The organism is Labilithrix sp. (genome assembly GCA_019637155.1).
In the GTDB taxonomy this organism is placed as follows: Bacteria; Myxococcota_A; Polyangia; order Polyangiales; family Polyangiaceae; genus Labilithrix.
Genome location: JAHBWE010000003.1, coordinates 467,269 through 483,538, shown reverse-complemented (window position 1 = coordinate 483,538; position 16,270 = coordinate 467,269). Strand labels below are relative to the sequence as shown.

Sequence of the window (16,270 nt, the reverse complement as noted above, 5' to 3'; positions counted from 1 at the left end):
ATGCCCACGCTCGACTCCGCCCTCGCCGCTCGCTTCGCGAACATCGCGCTCGGCCACGTCACGCGCGAATATCCAAACAAGCTGGACCACGTGATGAGCGGCGAGGGCGACGTCCGCGGTCCGCGCGCGCTTCATCCGGTCTTCTACGGTAGCTTCGATTGGCATTCATGCGTTCATTCGTATTGGCTATTGACGAGGCTTTGTCGCGAATACGAGCTCCCCGCCGGCGTCGCCGAGCGCCTCCGCGCCACCGTGAATGCCCACTTCACGCCGGAGAACGTGCGCGGCGAGCTCGACTACCTCGCGCGCCCGGCGAGCCGCGGCTTCGAGCGCCCGTACGGTTGGGCGTGGCTCCTCGCGCTCGGCGCCGAGCTGCGCCGCGGGACGACCGACGAGGCGCGGCGCTGGTCGTCGGCGCTCGGCCCGCTCGAGGAAGCGTTCGCCGCGCGCTTCCGCGAGCACCTCCCGCGCGCGACGTACCCGATCCGCGCCGGCACGCACGCGAACAGCGCCTTCGCGATCGTCCTCGCGCTCGACTGGGCCCGCGTCGCCGGCGACGGCGCGCTCGCGTCGCTCCTCGTCGAGCGCGCGACGGCGTGGTTCGGCGCCGACGCCGACTGCCCCGCGTGGGAGCCCGGCGGCGACGACTTCCTCTCGCCGGCGCTCGTCGAGGCCGAGTGCATGCGCCACGTCCTCGGCGACGCGTTCGCGCCGTGGCTCGATCGCTTCCTCCCGCGCCTCTCCGCCGGCGAGCCGAAGACGCTGTTCACCCCGGCGACGGTGAGCGACCGCACCGACGGGAAGATCGCGCACCTCGACGGCCTCAACCTCTCCCGCGCCTGGTGCCTCCGCGGCCTCGCGCGCGCGGCGCCGCGGCACGCCGAACGCCTGGAATCCGCGGCCGAAGCGCACGTCGCGGTGAGCCTGCCGCACCTCGCCGAGGACTACGCGGGCGAGCACTGGCTCGCGACGTACGCGGTGCTCGCGCTGACCTAGCCGCGATCTTGGCCCCGCGCGTACGGGTGTGATGGGTTCGAATCACCGTGGCCTTCCGTACGCACCACCTCCTCGCGCTCGCCGGTCTCTTCGTCGCTCCCGCCGCCGTCGCGGGGCCGCCTCCGCCAAAGCAGCCCGCGCGCGCCCACGCGCCGGCGAAGCCCAGCGCGAAGGTCGCGCCGGTCGCGCATCGCGAGAAGCCGGCGTCCTCGCCGGGGAAGAGCGTCGGCTCGCCGACGCAGGGGAAGCTCATCGGCGGCGCCAAGCTCTCCGAGTCGGATCACGTCCGCGTCGTCCCGACCTACGTGCCGGGCGACGCGCGCTGGGGCCTCGAGGCGCTCGTGAACATGCTCGATCGCGCGGCGCGCATCGTGCACAAGCAGTACCCCGACGCGCAGATGTCGATCGGGCACCTCTCGCGGCCGGGCGGGGGAGAGATCAACCGCCACGCGTCGCACGAGAGCGGCCGCGACGCCGACGTCGGCTTCTACGTCCGCAACCAGCGCGGCAAGACGATTTATGCCGATCACTTCGTCCAGTTCAAAGGCGACGGCACGGCCGCCACCTGGCCCGGCGCCCAGTTCGACGACGCCAAGAACTGGCAGCTCGTCAGCACCTTCGTGAGCGATCCGCACGCGCACGTGACGCACATCTTCGTCGCCTCGCCGATCCGCGCGCGGCTCCTCCAATATGCCGAGAAGATCGGCGCGCCGGAGCGTATTCGCAATTTGGCGGCGCAGCTGATGGCCCAACCGCGCGGCTCCCTCCCGCACGACGACCATTTCCACGTCCGCGTCGCGTGCCCGCCCGGCTCGACCGAGCTCGCGCGCGACAAATGCGTCGAGATCCCGCTCCCGCACCACCACCGTGGCAGCCACTCCGCATTGGCCAATACGAAGAACGCAAAGCCGAAGTCGCCCGCGCGCGCGCCGGCGAAGCCGACTCCCCCGCCGCCGCCGGCCCGGAGGCCGGAGCCGAAACCGGAAGAAGCCGAGAGCAAGAACGACTTCGTCCCGAGCCTCGCGCCGTCGATCCCGGGCCTCGACTCGGTCCTGATCCCGAAGCTCCTCCCCGGCGCCGAGCCGAATCCGGAGCCGAAGACCGACGGCAAGACGGACAGCCTGGAGCCGCTCCCGCCGATCGACGATCCGGACGGCGTCTTCGAGAACCGCTGAGATGCCGTCGCCGACGGATGCGCAGCGAGGCGTAACCCTCCTTCGCGACAAGGGCTGCCTCACCTGCCACTCCGTCGACGGGACCGCGCGCACGGGTCCGACGTTCAAGGCTCTCTGGGGCCGTAAGCGCCCCGTCGCCTCCGGCGGCGACGTCCGCGAGGTCGTCGTCGACGAGGCCTACCTCGCGCGCTCGATCCGCGAGCCGGACGCCGAGGTCGTCGCCGGCTACCGCGCCGGGACGATGCCGCGCGCCGACGTCACCGACGACGAGGTCCACGCGATGGCCCTCGCGCTGCAAGACCCCACCGCGTTCACGAGCGCGCCGATCCGCGGCGGCTCCGTCTTCCCGCTCGCGAGCGCGGCGGCGGCGTTCGTGCTCCTCCACTTCGCGCTGTCCTCGATCCCCGTGCGCACGCAGCTGATCGCGGCGCTCAAGGCGAAGGGCTTCGGCGTGGTCTACTCGCTCCTCGCGCTCGGGGCCTTCGCGGCGATGCTCTATTTCTACCGCACGGCGCCGTACGTCGAGCTCTGGTCGCCGCCGCGGTGGACGCGCTGGGCGCCGGTCCTGACGATGCCGATCGCGACCTTGCTCCTCGTCGCCGGCTACTCGATCCGCAATCCGACCGCGGCCGGCCAAGAAGGCACGACGAAGGGCGCGCGGCCGAAGGGGATCCTCGCCGTCACGCGGCACCCCGCGCTCTGGGGCTTCGCGCTCTGGGCGCTCTCGCACCTCGCGACGAACGGCGAGCTCCACGTCGTCATCGTCGCCGCCGCGATCCTGGTCCTCGCGCTCGGCGGCATGCTCCACATCGACGCGCGGCGGAAGGCGACGCAGGGCGCGGACTGGGACGCCTACGCGGCGCAGACGTCGGTCGTGCCGTTCGCCGCGATCGCAGGCGGCCGCGCGAAGCTCGTCCCTTCCGAGATCGGCGTCATACGCGTCGCGATCGCGGCCTTCGTCTATCTCGCCTTTTTCTTCGCTCATCCGCACGTGATCGGCGCCTCTCCCGTGCCTTGAGTCGCGTATGATCTTCGTCGCATGAGCATGGCCCCGGCCGGGTTTGCCGCTGTGGACCGCCGCACGCCGCTCGTCGGCCGCGCGGAGGAGCTGGCCGCGCTCGAGGCGGCCCTCGCCGCGGTGCGCGACGAGAAGCGCGGCCGCGCGGTCACGATCGTCGGGCCGGCCGGCATCGGCAAGACGCGCCTCGTCCGCGACTTCCTCTCGCGCCAGCGCAAGCTGCCCGTCGGCGCGCCGCGCGTGTTCCGCGGATCGGCGCGCGAGGGCGGCGGCGCCTACGACGTCTTCGCGCGCGTGCTCCGCGCCCGCTTCGGCATCGTCGAGGGTATGGAGCCCGAGGTCGCGAAGGCGCAGGTGCGGGCGCAGGTCGCCGAGGTCCTCGAGGACCGCAAGGTCGGCGACGTGTGCTTCTTCCTCGGGCAGATCCTGGAGCTCGAGTTCATGGACTCGCCGCTCATCCAGGCGGTGCGCAAGGACGCGAGCCAGATGCGCCTCCTCCGCCGCGCGGTCATCAAGCGCTTCCTCGAGGCCGACGGCTGGGCGGGGCAGAAGGTCAGCGTCGGCGAGCAGCCCTCGTCGTCGTCGCTCCCCGCCGCCGCGCCGGTGCGCGACACCGATCGCGAGATCCAGATCGAGATCGAGATCCCGGGCGAGCCGAAGGCGCCGCGCGCGCCGTGCGTCCTCGTGTTCGACGACCTGCAGTTCGCGCACGACGAGTCGCTCGATCTCCTCGGCCGTCTCCTCGACACGCTCGACGCCCCGATCCTCATGATCTGCATCGCGCGCCCGGAGATGGTCGCGCGTCGCGACGACTGGGTGCGCCCCGGCGCGAAGCGGCACGACCTGATCGAGCTCTCTCCGCTCACGGAGGAGGAGGCGGAGGAGGTCATGTACGATCTCCTCGAGCCGTGCGGCGACGTCGAGGGGAAGGACGAGCTCGTGGGGGCCGCGACCTCGCTCGCGGCCGGCAACCCCGCGCTCCTCGAGCGCATGCTCGCGCTCTTCCGCGACATGCGCGTGATCGAGGAGACCGATCAGTTCAAGGAGCACTCGCCGTGGCAGATCCACCTCGATCGCCTCGCGCAGGTGAGCCTCCCGCTCACGGTCGAGGACGCGATCCAGGCGCGGATCGGCGCGCTCGCGCCGGAGGAGCGCGACCTCCTCGAGCAGGCGGCGATGATGGGGAGCGTCTTCTGGCTCGGCGGCCTCGTCGCGATGGCGCGCCTCGACACGCCGGTCCCCGACGTCTGGAGCGCGGAGGACGCGAAGGCCGACGTCGCGCACATCCGCGCGATGCTCGCGGAGCTGAAGGAGCGCGACTACATCCTCTCGCTGCCGGACGGCACGTTCCCCGACGACGAGGAGATGGTCTTCAAGCACAACCTCGAGCGCGAGACGCTGCTGAAGCTGCTCCCGCGCGCGCAGGCGCGCCGCCTCCATCGCTCCATCGCGGACTGGCTCTCCTTCAAGCCGAACGTCCGAACGCATGAAGAATACATGGGCATGCTCGCCCACCATCAAGAGGAGGCGGGCCTCTACCAGCAAGCGGCCTCCACCTATCTCGACGCCGCCCACCTCGCGCGCGATCGCTACGCGTACGGCCGCGCGGCCGAGTACTACGGCAAGGGCCTCGGCCTCCTCCGCGACGGCGCGGAGGCGGGCGCGTCGGAGCAGCTCCGCTCGCTCCATCACTACGGCGACGTCCTCCAGCTCCTCGGCCGCGCCGACGAGGCGCACGACTGCTACACCGAGATGCTCGTCCGCGCCTATCGCCTCGATCTCCCCGCGAAGGGCGGCGCCGCGCACGGCCGCATCGGCCGCCTCTATCGCGACACGGGTCGCCTCGACGACGCGAAGGGCCACCTCGAGGCCGCCCTCGCGCTCTTCGAAGCTGCGGGCGACGAGCGCGGCATCGCGAGCACGGTCGACGATCTCGGCAAGCTGTTCTGGCTCCGCGGCGACTACGAGCAGGCGCTCGGCGCGACGCAGCGCGCGCTCGGCCTCCGCCGCAAGCTCGGCGATCGCCGCTCGATCGCGCTCTCGCTCAACAACCTCGGCCTCGTGCATCAGGACGCGGGGCAGTTCACCGCCGCGCTCGACGCGTTCGAGCAGGCGCTCCGCATCCGCCGCGAGATCGGCGACCTCGTCGGCGTCTCGATCTCGCTCAACAACCTCGGCACCGTCGCGCAGGATCAGAAGGACGACAAGCGCGCGCTGTCGCTCTTCCTCGAGGCGTACGAGATCGCGAAGGAGACGGGCGACAAGGGCCGCATCGCGCTCGTGCTCACGAACCTCGGCGAGACGTACAACCGCCTCGGCGATCCGCAGAAGGCGATCCACTACCTCGCGCAGGCCGAGTCGATCACGGAGGAGCTCGGCGACAAGACGGGCCTCGGCGAGGCGGTGCGCGGCCTCGGCAAGGCGCACCTCGCGATGTGGGAGTACGCGCGCGCGCAGGAGTACGCCGAGCGCGCGGTGGAGATCTTCCGCGAGACGAAGGCGAAGGTGCAGCTCGGCGTCGCCCTCCGCTCCCTCGGCGAGATCATGGGCGCCGCCGGCGGCGACGGCGTCCTGGCGGCGCGCGGCCACCTCCTCCAGTCGGTCTGGATCTTCGAGGAAATCGGCAACGACGTGGAGCTCGCGCGGAGCTGCCGTCTCTACGCCGCCCTCCTCCGCGCCAGCCCCGACTTCCACACCGACCCCGTCACCGCCCGCGAAGCCACCCAATTCACCGAACGCGCCGACGCCATCTTCGAAAAGCTCGAAAGCCGCGCCGCCGACGCCGGCGCGCGTCGCTGACCGATGAATTTGATTGGCGCGAGCGACGCCGATAGACGACCGTGAGTCGGATGATGCGCTTGCCCTCAGTTCTGTTCCTCAGCGGAGTGAGTCTGGTCGCGTGTGGCGACGAGCGTGCTCGCGCGAAGGATGAGTCTATGGACGCGGCTGCCAGCGACGGCGGCAGGCCGGACGAGGCTGGGGCGCTGGATGCGGGCGATTCCGGTCCCATTCACTCGGTGTACTTTCGCACGCCTCCGGTCGAATGTACGGACACGCTCTCGTGCGTCTCGGGAGAGTGTGTTCGGTATATGGTCCCCGACTGGTGGGACAAGGGCGTGTGTGTCGAGGGCGACGTGTGTGCTCCGCTGCGGTGCCTGATCGGTCGCTGCGGTATCGACGGCACATCGCCGCCCTCCGTGAGCTGCATGGTGCTTCCCCCTCTGCCTCCCCCTACATCCGAGTAGGCTATTTGCCGATGACGAGCTCGCCGTTGCAGGGGACTTCCATGTCCTTCTGGTCGGTCTTGTCGTTCACCGCGATCGTGTGCATTCCGCAGTAGACCATGAAGGAGCGCTTGCCGGCGCCGAGCATGCGCTTGCCGTCGAACCAGACGGTCTTGGTCTTCGCGTCGGGTTTGATCGTCAGCGTGCCCCAGCGCTTCTTCGGATCGGTCGCGTGCTCGCCGACGATCTCGGTCGGCGCGACCGCGGGTGCAGGCGCGGGCTCCGCGGGAGCCGCTTGCGTCTCGGCGGGTGCGGGCGCGACCACCACTTGCTCGACCTCCGGCGTCGCGGCCTGCGCCGAAGCGGGCGCGGGCGCGTCGGTGGAGTGAACGAAGGCGGCGGTGCCGCCTGCGGCGATGCCCATGAACGCCGCGGCGGCGATCGCGAGCTTGAGGCCGCCGCGCTTCGGCGTGACGAAGAGCTGCGGCTCCGCGCTCGGCTCCTCGAGGACGTCCCTCGCGACGATGAGGCTGCTCGGCTCGACGTCGTTCGTGCGCTGCGCCGGCACCGACGCGGGGAACATCGCGTTCGTCTCGGCGAGGCGCGCGGCGGCCGACGAGGCCGGGAGCGCGAGCTGCGCCATCGCGGCGGGAACCGCCGGCGCGGTCGGCGCGTCGTTCAGATCCGGGTTGCTCATGAACGCGACGCCGGCGCGCATCGCGGCCTTCGCGGCGAACGAGATGGGAGCCGCGTCGACGGCGCTGTCGCGATCGAAGACGATCCAGGGCGTGCTCGCCGGGCGCATGAACGCTCGCACATCGCTGTCGATCCGCGCGCGATCCGGATAGGAGGGATCCCGCTTGGGCGCCGCCGATCCACCCGGCGCTTCCGAAGCCTTGAATTCCTGCGTGTCGGGACGCGGCGGGGTACGCATGCCCTTCGATGCTGCAAGCGGTGAGCCGGCGGCTCGTCCGCGAGGATTGGACTTTTCTATCCGTGAGTTACAGTAGCCCACATGCGTTGGGTGGCGACGCTGGGGCTCGTGTTTCTCGGGGCGGCGGGGGAGGCTCGCGCGGACGACGCGCCCGCGTTGCCGGTGCCGCGGCTCGCGCCCGACCTGTCACTCTCGAAGGACAAAGGGGTGGAGTCGGCGCCCCAGCCCGATTCGTGGACCACGCGGCCGCGCGCGGTCAGCGCCGTCGTCGGCGCGCCGGGCAGCCCGCTCGGCATCGCCGCCCTCTCGCTCGAATATGCGCCGATCAAGTACCTCGTCCTCGGCACCGGCGGAGGCTTCTCGCCCGACGGCGGATGGCGCGCGTCGTTCATGCCGCGCCTCCGCCTTCCGCTGAACCGCTGGTTCGCGGTCGGCATGGGGTTCCCGTTCACGCTCGGCCCGTACGAGTACCAGTTCAAGCAGGACGAGCAGTGCCAGAGCGCCGGCTGCGGCATCGCTGCGAAGACGACGCGCTCCTGGCCGCTCGTGTTCTGGGGGCAGCTCGAGCCCAACGTCGAGCTTCGCATCTCCGGCGCTGTTGCACTTCGCCTCTTCGGCGGCTACGCGCGCGTGCTCAACGACGAGAGCGATCGCTGCACGTCCACGCTGCCGAGCGGCTGTCCGTCGCGTCTCGGCGAACAGAAATGGTACGGCGGCCTCGCGATGGGGTACGCGTGGTAGCTCATGGCCGACGACACGACCACGCCGCGACGCTTCGTCGCTTCGTTCCTCGACGCCGCGCAGCGTGAAGACTGGAAGACCGCGAGCGCGCTCCTCGGTCCTGCCTCCGGCGCACGGAACAAGGAGCAAGCGATCGAGCGCGCGCAGCAGCTCGAGTACCTCCTCGAGCGCCGCTCGTGGGTGAACATCGACGCGATCTCCGACGATCCGAAGGGGACGCCGGAGGACGGCGACAACATCGAGCGGATCGGCGTCGTCCGCGTCGCCGGCGGCGAGTTCCCGATCGTCCTCGAGCGGACCCGCACGAACCCGCCGCGCTGGGCGTTCTCCGCCGAGACGCTCGCGCGCGTCCCCGCGGTGTACGAAGAGCGCGGGCCGTCGTGGCTCGAGACGCACGTCCCGGCGTCGCTGCGGACCTCGAAGGTCGTGGGCGTCGAGGCGTGGCAGGCGATCGGCCTCCCCCTCGCGATCGTCCTCGCGATCGTCCTCGGTCGCGTCGGCGCGTGGCTCCTCCGCCGGCTCGCCCGCCCGCTCGCGCAAGCGACCTCGTTCCGCTGGGACAACGAGCTCTCCGAGAGCTCCCACGGGCCGCTCCGCCTCGCGCTCGCGTGCGGCGCGCTCGTGCCGATGACGTCGGCGCTCGCGCTCCCCTCGTGGCTCCGGACGATCAACTTCCACGTGCTGCTCTCGCTCGCGATGTGCGCCGGGATCTGGATGGCGCTGCGCCTCGTCGGCGTCGTCGCGCGCTCGCTCGAGCGCCGGACGATGGAGATGGAGGCCGAGGGGCCGCCGAGCCAGATCCTCGCCGCGCGCGGGGTCCAGACCCAGGTCCGCCTCCTCCGCCGCGTGGCGAGCATCGTCATCCTCGTCGTCGGCGGATCGCTCGTGCTCATGCAGTTCGACTCCGTGCGCAGCGCCGGCGTGTCGCTCCTCGCGTCCGCGGGCGTCGCCGGCGTCGTCCTCGGCCTCGCCGCGCAGCGGACGATCGGCTCGGTCCTCGCGGGGATCCAGCTCTCCGCGACGCAGCCGATCCGCATCGGCGACACCGTCGTCATCGAGGGCGAGTACGGCACGGTGGAGGAGATCACGCTCACGTACGCCGTGCTCAAGGTCTGGGACGAGCGCCGCATCGTGATCCCGATCACGCGCATCCTCGAGCAGCCGTTCCAGAACCTGACCAAGGTGTCCTCCGGGCTGATCGGCGCCGTGTTCGTGCACGCCAACTGGACCCTCCCGATCGCCGAGGTCCGCGCCGAGCTCGACCGGATCCTCGAGGACGAGCCCAAATGGGACAAGCGCGTGAAGGTGGTGCACCTCACCGACGCGCGCGAGCGGACGATCGAGGTGCGCGTGCTCGTCTCGACCGCGAGCCCGTCCGACGCCTTCGCGCTCCGGGCGACCGTCCGCGAGAAGCTCGTCACGTGGCTCCAAGAGTACGAGGGAGGCCGTCACCTCCCGCGCCTGCGCGTCGATCAGGAGAAGGAGATCGAGTCGTCGACGGGCCCGAACGTCATGGTCACGAAGTCGAGCACGTAGTTTTGGCGCAAATACCAGGGCGCCTTGCTGCCCTGCTTCGGGAGGTCGCTCGCCGCGCGCGCGACGTAGCCGGAGGTGAGGTCGAGGAGCGGGCGCCGCTCGACGTCGCCGGCGGAGGCGCGCGGGACCGCGACGCGATGACCCTTCTTGTCCATCAGGTTGAGGAGCCGGCACACGTAGCGCGAGGTGAGGTCGGCGCGGAGCGTCCAGGAGGCGTTCGTGTAGCCGACGCACCACGCGAGGTTCGGAATGCCGCTCAGCATGAGCCCCTTGTAGACGAGGACGTCTTTCGGCTCGATCGCGCGGCCGTCGACTTCGAACTTCACGCCGCCGACGGCCTGGATGCGGAGGCCGGTGGCGGTGACGATGACGTCGGCGGCGAGCTCCTTACCCGACTTCAGCAAAATGCCTTTTGGCGTGAAGCGCTCGATCGTGTCGGTGACGACGTCGGCCTTGCCGGCGCGGATGGGGTGAAAGAGGTCGGCGTCGGGCACGAGGCAGAGGCGCTGATCCCACGGGTCGTAGCGGGGAGTGAAGTGCTCGGCGGGGAAGTCCTTCGGGAGGAGCTTCGCCACCTCTTTTCGCAATAGCCTGCTCGCGAGCTTCGGATGCCGCCGGCAAAACTGGTAAAAACCGAGGTTCATCAGCATGTTCTTCGTGCGAACGATGCTGTGAGCGGCCTGCTCGGGGAGCACCTTGCGGATCGCGTTCCCGATCGCGTCTTCGGCCGGGAGCGACGCGATGTACGAGGGCGAGCGCTGCAGCATCGTCACGTGGGCCGCCTTCTCGGCGAGGGCAGGGACGAGGGTGACCGCCGTGGCGCCACTGCCGATCACGACGACTCGCTTGTTCGAGTAATCGAGGTCCTCCGGCCACCACTGCGGGTGGACGATCTTCCCCCCGAACGTGTCCGCGCCTTCGAAGACGGGGGCGTGCGCCTTGTCGTAGCTGTAATAGCCGGCGCAGAGATAAAGGAACTTGCAGCGGTAGGTCTTCCGCTCCTTCGTCTCTCCGTCGCCGACCTCGGCCACGAGCGTCCAGCGCTGCGCGTCCGAGGACCACGACGCCTCGAGGATCTTGTGGTGGAACCGGACGTGCGGGTCGATACCGAACTTCGTCGAGGTCTCCTTGATGTAGGAGAGGATCGACGGACCGTCGGCGATCGCCTTCGCCTCCTTCCACGGGTGGAAGGGGTAGCCGAGCGTGAACATGTCCGAGTCCGACCGGATGCCGGGGTAGCGGAAGAGGTCCCAGGTGCCGCCGATCGAGCCGCGCGCCTCGAGGATCGCGAACGTCTTCGTGGGACACTCCGTCTTCAGCCGGTAGCCCGCCCCGATGCCGGAGAGCCCGGCGCCCACGATGATCACGTCGAAGTCGGTCATGTTTTGGTACCGTCCAGTACCAATCTGTGGTACCAGACAGTACCGAAGATGCAAGTCCAAGCTTCGGATTCGGATGAGGCGAAGGCGCGGATCTTGGAAGGGTTCGTGCTCGCGCTCGCGGAGAAGGGCTATGCCCTCGCGACGATCGCGGACATCGTCGCGAAGGCGCGCGTCTCGAAGCGCACGTTCTACGAGCACTTCGCGGACAAGGAGGCCTGCCTCCTCGCGACCTACAAGGACGCGACGACACGCATGCAAGCGGCGATGGCGCATGCGTTCGAGCTCCACGCGGGCGCGGCGTGGCCGGCGCAGGTCGACGCCGTCATCGACGCGTACGTGACCGCGCTCGAGTCGACGCCGGCGCTCACGCGCGCGTGCCTCGTCGAGATGGCGGCGGCGGGCCCACGCGCGCTCCGCATGCGCCGCGAGGTCCACGAGGCCTTCGCGACCCAGCTCCGCGCCTTCGTCGACCACGCGCGCAAGCGCCACCCCGAGGTCGGGGCGATCTCGGCGCCGCTCGCGACCGCGATCGTCGGCGGCGTCGACGAGCTCCTGCTCGCCCAGGTCGAGCGCGGCCCGCAACACCGCCTCGCCGACCTACGCGAGACCGCGAGCCACCTCCTCCGCGCCGTCCTGACCTACCGCCGCCCCTCGGCGAAGCCACAGCGCTCGCGCTGAGCCGCCGGGCCGCGCCGCCCCGAGCCGTCCGCCGGGCCCCAGCCGCGTGAGCCCCGACCCTAGACGAGCGGAAGAGGCTCGAGGTCCGGATCGACGAAGCACGCCCTCGCGTGGACCGAGAAGAGGCGCTCGCGGGAGTAGTGGCGGAGAGGCGCCTCGCGTGTGAGGGCGGCAGGGTGGAGCTCGAGGAACGCGCGCGAGCCCGCGCCGGCGTCGGCCTTGCGTGCTGCGTCGACGAGGGTGAGCCATACGCGTGTCAGCGTCTCGTGGTAGCCGCGCTGTGGGGTCTCGATGAGGCCGTGGAAGGCGTTGAGGCGGATGATGCCGACGCGGAGGAGCACGTGCGACTCGTCGATCGGGTGCTGCGCGAGGGTGAGCCACGCCATCCGGAGGTGGGCGGCGTGCGTCCACTCCGGCGCCGGGAGCTTCGCGCCCCAGAAGAGCGTGGCGAGCTCGTCGTCGCCGAGCGGCGGGAGATCGGTCAGACCCGCCATGCGCGGTAGAGCTCCAACGTCCGCACGTTCTCGCGGACCTGTTGCACGAAGGTGTCCTTCCACGCCGCGTCCTGGATCATCGCCGTGCGCTCGAGGATGCGGACGCGCGCGGTCGCGATCGCCTCGCGCGCGCCGGACATGTCGCCCGCCGCTTCGCGCGCCTCCGCGTAGGTGAGGCGGATGAACGCCTCGCCCTCCTCGACCCCGCCGAGCGAGTCGAGGAGCGTGAGCGCCTCGCGCGCGCACGCGTCGGCCTTGTCGGCGCGGCCGTACTGGAGGAAGACGCTCGCGAGGATCGCGAGGCCGTAGGCGTGGAGCGGCGGCGAGGCGCCCGCCGTGTCGAGGGCGAGGCTCACCTCGCGCTCGGCGCGGTCGAGGTCGTCCGCGAGCGTGAGGAAATACCCGCGATAGAGGCGGGCCGCCGCCTCCATCCGGCGATCGCCCTGCGCGACGAACGCCTCGATCGCCGAGTCGGCGAGCCCGAGCGCGGCGCGCGCGTCGCCGAGGCGCGCCTGGAGCATTCCCTGGTGATGCCACACCGAGGCGCTCACGCCCGATAGCCCCATGTGCTGCGCCGACGCGAGCGCGTCGACGAGCGCGCGCTCCGCCTCGCGGTAGGAGCCGAGCTCGATGCACGCCGCCGCCGCGCTGACGAGGTGGCGGCACGCCGCGCGCGTGTCGCCGGCTTGCTCGTAGTTGGCAATCGCGACGTTGAACATCGAGAGCGCCGATCCGGTGTCGCCGGAGACCAATGCCCGATACGCGCGCGTGCGATAGACGTGCGCGGCGGCGAGGGGATCGTCCGGCGCGCCCCCGCGCCGGGTGTTCTCGTAGGCCGCGTCGATCGTGCGGAGCAGGTCGTCCGCCGACGGGTAGTTCCCCGCCGCCATGAGCACGCACGCCGCGCGCGTGAGCGCGACGAGGTGCGGGGCGGTGAGGGTGCCGGCCGAGCTCACGTCGCACAGCTCGTCGACGGAGCGATGGAGCTCGCTCTCGTCGCCGAGGCGCGCCGCGGCCTCGACCGCCTCGCCCGCGGCGAGGAACCAGCGCCGGCCGGAGCGGGGGAGGAGCTCGAGCGCGCGCTGGGCGCACTCCATGCCCTTCTGGTTCTCGCCGCGCCAGCGATGCGCCTCGGACTTGCGGAGCAAGAGGCGGCCGAGCACCTCGCCCTCCGCCCCGCACGCGACGCCGCGATCGGCGCGCGCGAGGCACGCCTCGAGGTCGTTGCCCTCGAGCGCCTGCGCGGCCGCGCGCCGGTAGAACGTGATCGCGCGCTTCGGCTCCCCGCCGCGCTCGAGGTGCTCCGCGAGGACGACCGCCTCGCTCTCGCCGTTCTTCTCGAGCCAGTGCGCGGCGAGCTTGTGCCCGAGGACGCGGTCCTTGTCGGTGAGCATGCTGTACGCCGCCTCGGCGACGAACGCGTGGCGGAAGTGGTACTCGAGCTCGCCCTTGAACTTGGTGCTCTCGCGCCGGGTGACGATCTCGCGGACCGCGAGCTCGTCGAGCCACGCGCCGACCTGCGCGCCCTCGTTCTCGCCCGCCGACGGCCTCATCCCGGGCGGGACGGCGTCCGCGTTCGCGCCGGCGAGGAGCGCGACGACGCCGCCGCGCCAGAACGTCTGCCCGAACACGCTCGCGGCGCGGAGCACGCGGCGCGCCTCCGGCTCGAGCGCCTCGAGGCGGGCCTGCACCATCGTCAATACGGTCTCGGGGACGACGACGGGCAAGATCGAGCGGCGTCCGGCGTGGGCCGATATCGGCGGAACGTCCCGGTCGATGCCGACGCCGACCGAATGAGAGCGAATCAGCTCTTCGAGATAAAAGGCATTACCACCGGCGGACTGGACGATCTGCGATACCTGATCATCGGAGAGCTGCTCGCCGAGGACCTGGCGCACGAGCTTCTCGCTCGCCTTCTTCGACAGCTCCTTGAGGCGCATCTCCTGCACGCCGCGCTCCGCGAACAGATCGGGGAAGAGGTCCTTCACCTCGGGCCGCGCGAGGGTGAGCACCATGAGCGGCCGGTCGTGGAGCGCGCGGAGCGCGGAGTCGACGAACTTCACGCTCGGGAGGTCGCCCCAGTGGAGGTCCTCGAGCACGATGAGCACCGGCTGCGCGCGCGTCTCCGCCGCGAGCCAGTCCTCGAACGCGCGCCGCATCTGGTCGCCCATGAGGACGGGGTCGTGGCGCGCCGCGCGGAGCTGGACGTCGTCCTCCTCCGGCATCGAGATGCCGAGCGTCTCGGCGAGGAACTGGGTGACGCGGACGAGATCGCGCTGCGGCACCGTCCGCGCCACGCGCGCGCGGATCTTCTCGCGCTGCACGCGCGGCGGCTCGCCGTCCTGCGCGTCGGCGGCGGCGCGGATGATCTGCGAGAGCATGCCGAACGGCGAGCCCGCGCGCATCGGGTCGCCGCGGCTCGTCCACACCTCGTGCGGCGCGCCGCGGTGGCGCAAGGTCCGGAGGAGCTCGTAGCGGAGCCGCGATTTCCCGACCCCGGCCGGCGCCGTCACCAGCACCGCGCGCGCGACGTCGTCGGCCACGCACTCGGCGAAGACGCCCTCGAGCATGACGATCTCGCGCTCGCGCCCGACGCAGGGCGTGGGCTTGCCGAGCAGCATCCGCCCCGCGTCGACCGGCGCCTGCTCTCCCACGAGCTCGAGCCCGCTCCCGTCGCTCGCCGCGCGCGTGATGAAGCGCGTGTCGAGGAGGCCCGCCGTCACCTCGTCGACGTGGATCGGGAGCTTCCGGTTGTTCGTGACCCCGCTCTCCGCGTCGTCGTTCTCGTGCTGCTGCAGCATCCGCACCGCGCGGTCGATCGCGTCGCCGATCGGCACGCGGTCCGCGATGACGGCGCGCCCGGTCGCGAGCACCATCGGCGCATGCGGCGCCGCCGCGCGCATCGCGAGCACGCACCGCGCCGCCCGCGTCGCCTGGTCCGTCGCGCTGTGCCGCCCCGGCAACGTGACGACGATCATGCCGCTCGCGAGCGCCTCGAGGTGCGCGCCGAACGGCACGATCGCGGAGCGCAGCGTGGTGGAGAGCGACTTGAGCCCTTGCCACTGGCCGTCGTTGATCGTCGACTCTTCGCTGTCGATGTACGCCCCCGCCGCGACCGCGACGACGCTGACGAGCCGCTGCTCGCCGCGCGTGATGACGTCGCCGTGGGTCGACGTCGCGCGCGCGGAGTAGGAGCCGACGACGTCGAGCGCCCCCAGCGCCGCGAGCTCCGCCGCGACGATGCCGCCGTCGGCCGGCCGCTGGAGCGGATCGCGCGAGAGCATCCGCCCGATGATCTCCTCGAGCGCCTCGGGGACGTCCTTCTTCAGGTCGCGCACGCGCGGCGGCGTCTCGAAGAGCATCTTCGCGAGGATCGCGATTTCGTCTTCGCCCGCGAACGCCGGCAAGCCGGTGAGGCACTTGAACAGCACCGCCCCGAGCGCGAACACGTCGGCGCGCGCGTCGAGCTGCTTGGTCCCGCGCGCCTGCTCCGGCGCCATGTACCCGAGCGTGCCGAGCATGACGCCAGTGTTCGTGATCGACGAGGCGCCGAGCCCCATCCGCGCGATGCCGAAGTCGATGAGGGTCGGATCGTCGACGTTGCTCTCGCGGAGGATGAGGTTCCCCGGCTTGATGTCGCGATGGATGATGCCCTTGGCGTGCGCGGTCGCGAGCGTCTCCGCGATGCGGGTGACCATGCGGACGCTCTCGCCCATGGTGAGACCCGTCCGCGCGAGCCGCTTGCCGAGGGTCTCGCCCGTGATCCACTCCATCGCGAGGTAAGGCTTGTCGCCGTCGATCTCGCCGTGGGCGACGTAGCGGACGATGCCGGGATGACTGAGCTTCTCGAGGACGCGCGCCTCGCGGTAGAGCCGCTCCCGGTGCTCCCCCTCGTCGCGCCCGTAGAGGATCTTCACCGCGACGACCCCGCCGCTCTGGCGGTCGATCGCGCGGAACACGGCGGACATCCCGCCCGCGCTGACTCGACGCTCGATCTCGAAGCGCTCGGCGACGACGAACCCCGGCTCCAACCTGCCGGTAATCATACCGGAGATCGGCCCGGCGGGGCCCGCGGCGCGATGACGGATCGTC

At 71.2% G+C, this 16,270-nt stretch carries 11 protein-coding genes; 7 read left to right on the top strand and 4 right to left on the bottom strand.

From position 1 onward, the window contains the following. The 4 genes from KF837_08370 to KF837_08355 are packed head-to-tail and all read left to right on the top strand — an operon-like array spanning position 1 to position 5,988. Positions 1–996 (top strand): DUF2891 domain-containing protein, encoded by a 996-nt coding sequence (locus KF837_08370; protein ID MBX3227313.1) that lies wholly within the window; start codon positions 1–3, stop codon positions 994–996. 47 nt (positions 997–1,043) lie between these two features. Further along, complete coding sequence (locus KF837_08365) at positions 1,044–2,171, top strand: penicillin-insensitive murein endopeptidase (protein MBX3227312.1); 1,128 nt, start codon at positions 1,044–1,046, stop codon at positions 2,169–2,171. 1 nt (position 2,172) lies between these two features. Beyond that, a complete protein-coding gene (locus KF837_08360; GenBank protein ID MBX3227311.1) occupies positions 2,173–3,189 on the top strand; it encodes an NnrU family protein in 1,017 nt (338 codons plus the stop codon). Positions 3,190–3,210: 21 nt separating this feature from the next. Next, positions 3,211–5,988, top strand: a complete 2,778-nt coding sequence (locus tag KF837_08355; GenBank protein ID MBX3227310.1) for a tetratricopeptide repeat protein — start codon at positions 3,211–3,213, stop codon at positions 5,986–5,988. A gap of 447 nt (positions 5,989–6,435) precedes the next feature. Here KF837_08355 and KF837_08350 read toward each other — a convergent pair whose 3' ends face one another. Continuing rightward, a complete protein-coding gene (locus KF837_08350; protein ID MBX3227309.1) occupies positions 6,436–7,218 on the bottom strand; it encodes a hypothetical protein in 783 nt (260 codons plus the stop codon). A gap of 210 nt (positions 7,219–7,428) precedes the next feature. On the opposite strand from KF837_08350, the gene KF837_08345 reads away from it, so the two are divergent. Continuing rightward, the gene (locus KF837_08345; protein MBX3227308.1) at positions 7,429–8,088 is read left to right on the top strand and encodes a hypothetical protein; all 660 of its coding nucleotides are present in this window, start codon (positions 7,429–7,431) and stop codon (positions 8,086–8,088) included. 3 nt (positions 8,089–8,091) lie between these two features. Further along, positions 8,092–9,624, top strand: coding sequence for a mechanosensitive ion channel (locus KF837_08340; protein MBX3227307.1), 1,533 nt, complete (start codon positions 8,092–8,094; stop codon positions 9,622–9,624). Here the strand turns inward: KF837_08340 and KF837_08335 are convergent. Then, positions 9,561–11,006, bottom strand: a complete 1,446-nt coding sequence (locus tag KF837_08335; protein ID MBX3227306.1) for an NAD(P)/FAD-dependent oxidoreductase — start codon at positions 11,004–11,006, stop codon at positions 9,561–9,563. The two genes, KF837_08340 and KF837_08335, sit on opposite strands and share 64 nt — an antisense overlap. Positions 11,007–11,111: 105 nt before the next feature. On the opposite strand from KF837_08335, the gene KF837_08330 reads away from it, so the two are divergent. Then, a complete protein-coding gene (locus KF837_08330) occupies positions 11,112–11,684 on the top strand; it encodes a helix-turn-helix transcriptional regulator (protein MBX3227305.1) in 573 nt (190 codons plus the stop codon). A gap of 59 nt (positions 11,685–11,743) precedes the next feature. Here KF837_08330 and KF837_08325 read toward each other — a convergent pair whose 3' ends face one another. Both KF837_08325 and KF837_08320 read right to left on the bottom strand, forming a co-directional pair. After that, positions 11,744–12,178, bottom strand: coding sequence for a hypothetical protein (locus KF837_08325; GenBank protein MBX3227304.1), 435 nt, complete (start codon positions 12,176–12,178; stop codon positions 11,744–11,746). Further along, complete coding sequence (locus KF837_08320; protein ID MBX3227303.1) at positions 12,166–16,209, bottom strand: protein kinase; 4,044 nt, start codon at positions 16,207–16,209, stop codon at positions 12,166–12,168. The genes KF837_08325 and KF837_08320 overlap by 13 nt, the downstream gene beginning before the upstream one ends. Positions 16,210–16,270 lie beyond the last annotated feature (61 nt).